The sequence below is a fragment of the Dietzia sp. UCD-THP genome (assembly GCF_000349585.1).
GTDB lineage: Bacteria > Actinomycetota > Actinomycetes > Mycobacteriales > Mycobacteriaceae > Dietzia > Dietzia natronolimnaea_A.
On sequence record NZ_KB714640.1, the window covers coordinates 167 to 1,902 of the forward strand.

General features: G+C 62.2%; 2 protein-coding genes and 1 riboswitch. Both genes read right to left on the reverse strand.

Going from position 1 to position 1,736, the window contains the following annotated elements:
* Window positions 1-243: 243 nt before the first annotated feature.
* Window positions 244-1,068: a bifunctional hydroxymethylpyrimidine kinase/phosphomethylpyrimidine kinase gene (gene thiD / locus H483_RS28400; RefSeq protein ID WP_017836690.1), complete on the reverse strand. Its 825-nt coding sequence runs from the start codon at window positions 1,066-1,068 to the stop codon at window positions 244-246.
* 79 nt (window positions 1,069-1,147) lie between these two features.
* Window positions 1,148-1,239, reverse strand: a riboswitch (TPP riboswitch).
* 147 nt (window positions 1,240-1,386) lie between these two features.
* The coding region (locus tag H483_RS28405; RefSeq protein ID WP_017836691.1) for an NUDIX hydrolase at window positions 1,387-1,736 on the reverse strand (350 nt) is incomplete at its 5' end.

A 1,736-nucleotide genomic window follows, 5' to 3' on the forward strand; every position in this document is an offset into this window, starting at 1 on the left:
GTCACGGACATCACGGAGCTGGCCCGCCGCCTCAGTTGACAAAGCGGTTGACCATTCCCTTGGGCTGCGGGTCTCGGGCAACCCTCGGCGCGAGGCTTCAGAACACACTGCGGGCGAGAGTTCCTATCGCCATGCAATGCCATAGAGGGGTCCAACAGTTCCCACGCACCTGCTGAAAGCCGAAGCCGAAGCGCCACTCGTGCCGGCACCGATAACCGGGCCTTATGACAAGTAGAAAAGACCCTATCTGCGCTCGCCGCGCATAGCCGGTGCACTCCACAGCGCGTGGAAGTGGTGCACGGGTCCGTGGCCGGAACCGACATCGAGCTCGTCGGCGTGCTGAAGGGACCCTGTGAGGTAGTCCTTAGCAAGGCGCACGCTCGTGACGACGTCGTTATGCGGTACTAGCGCGGCGATAGCGGCAGATAAGGTGCAACCGGTGCCGTGGTCACTGTTGGTGTCCACACGGGCCGCGGATAGCTCCACCGTGGTCGCGCCGGTGAGGATGTCCACGCTCGTTCCTCCTGGCAGATGCCCGCCTTTGAGGAGCACCCAGGGCGCTCCGAGCGTACGCAGGGCCGGCAAAAGCTCACGCATCTGGTCGACATCTGCGATCGCATCGGAAGCCCCGGTCAGGACCGCAGCCTCAGGGAGATTGGGGGTGAGAATCGTCGCTCGCGGGACCAATAAGTCACGGACCGCGGAGACGGCGTCCGGGGCGAGCAGATAGTCGCCACTCTTGGCGACCATCACCGGATCAAGCACTACGGGACAACGCGGATGCGCATCCAATGCTCCAGCGATACTCAAAGCGATCCCAGCGTTGGCGACCATACCGATCTTGACCGCATCGACACGCACATCGTCGAACACCGCGGCGAGCTGATCCGCGACGAAGGCCGGCTCGAGCGCAACGAATCTCCGCACGCCCTGCGTGTTCTGGGCGACCACCGCGGTGATCGCACTCATGCCGTAAACGCCGAGAGCAGAAAACGTCTTCAGGTCCGCCTGAATACCCGCGCCACCACTCGGGTCCGTTCCGGCAATCGATAGAACATTTGCGATCATCAGTCCCAGCCTCGTTTCCGGTATCCCTGAACCGCACGAGGAGCGAACGCGCAAAATTGTCCCAAAGCGACTGCAACGCAGTGCTTAGCGTCGACATTCCTCCGCGAGTCCGAACTCGATCAGGTTCTTCGGGTGTGATCTCAGCCCTGGCGGGCACCCCGTGTCGAACGCCAGCGTACCTAGTCTCATGGGGCAATTCTCAACAGCCATGCGCCTAGGCCCCAGCACGATGGCCCGGATTGTGGTTCGCGCAAGGATCGGCCGGGCCTGGCGCTCAGGCTGCGTCCGTTCCAGACAGGGTTGTCATGTTGGTGAGCATCACGTGCCGCTCTCATTCCCGTAGATCCTGGCGGCAAGTTCAGCAACCTCGGCGACGTCCTTGCTCAAGTCCAGCTGCGTCTCGTCGACCTCGTCGAGTCCGTACCAGCGCGCCTCTAACGCGTCATCACCGGCAAGTAGAGATCCTGAAAGCCAGCGGCACAGCACCGCGATTAGAACGAAATGACTGGTCACAACACCACGTTCATCGAAGCCGAATGCGTCGACCGACGTGACGATGCACATCGCTTCGGCCGTGATCGCGGTCTCCTCGGCTAACTCACGAATCGCAGCCTGGTCAATCGTCTCGCCGAACTCGATCTTTCCCCCGGGAAACCCCCACCGTCCGG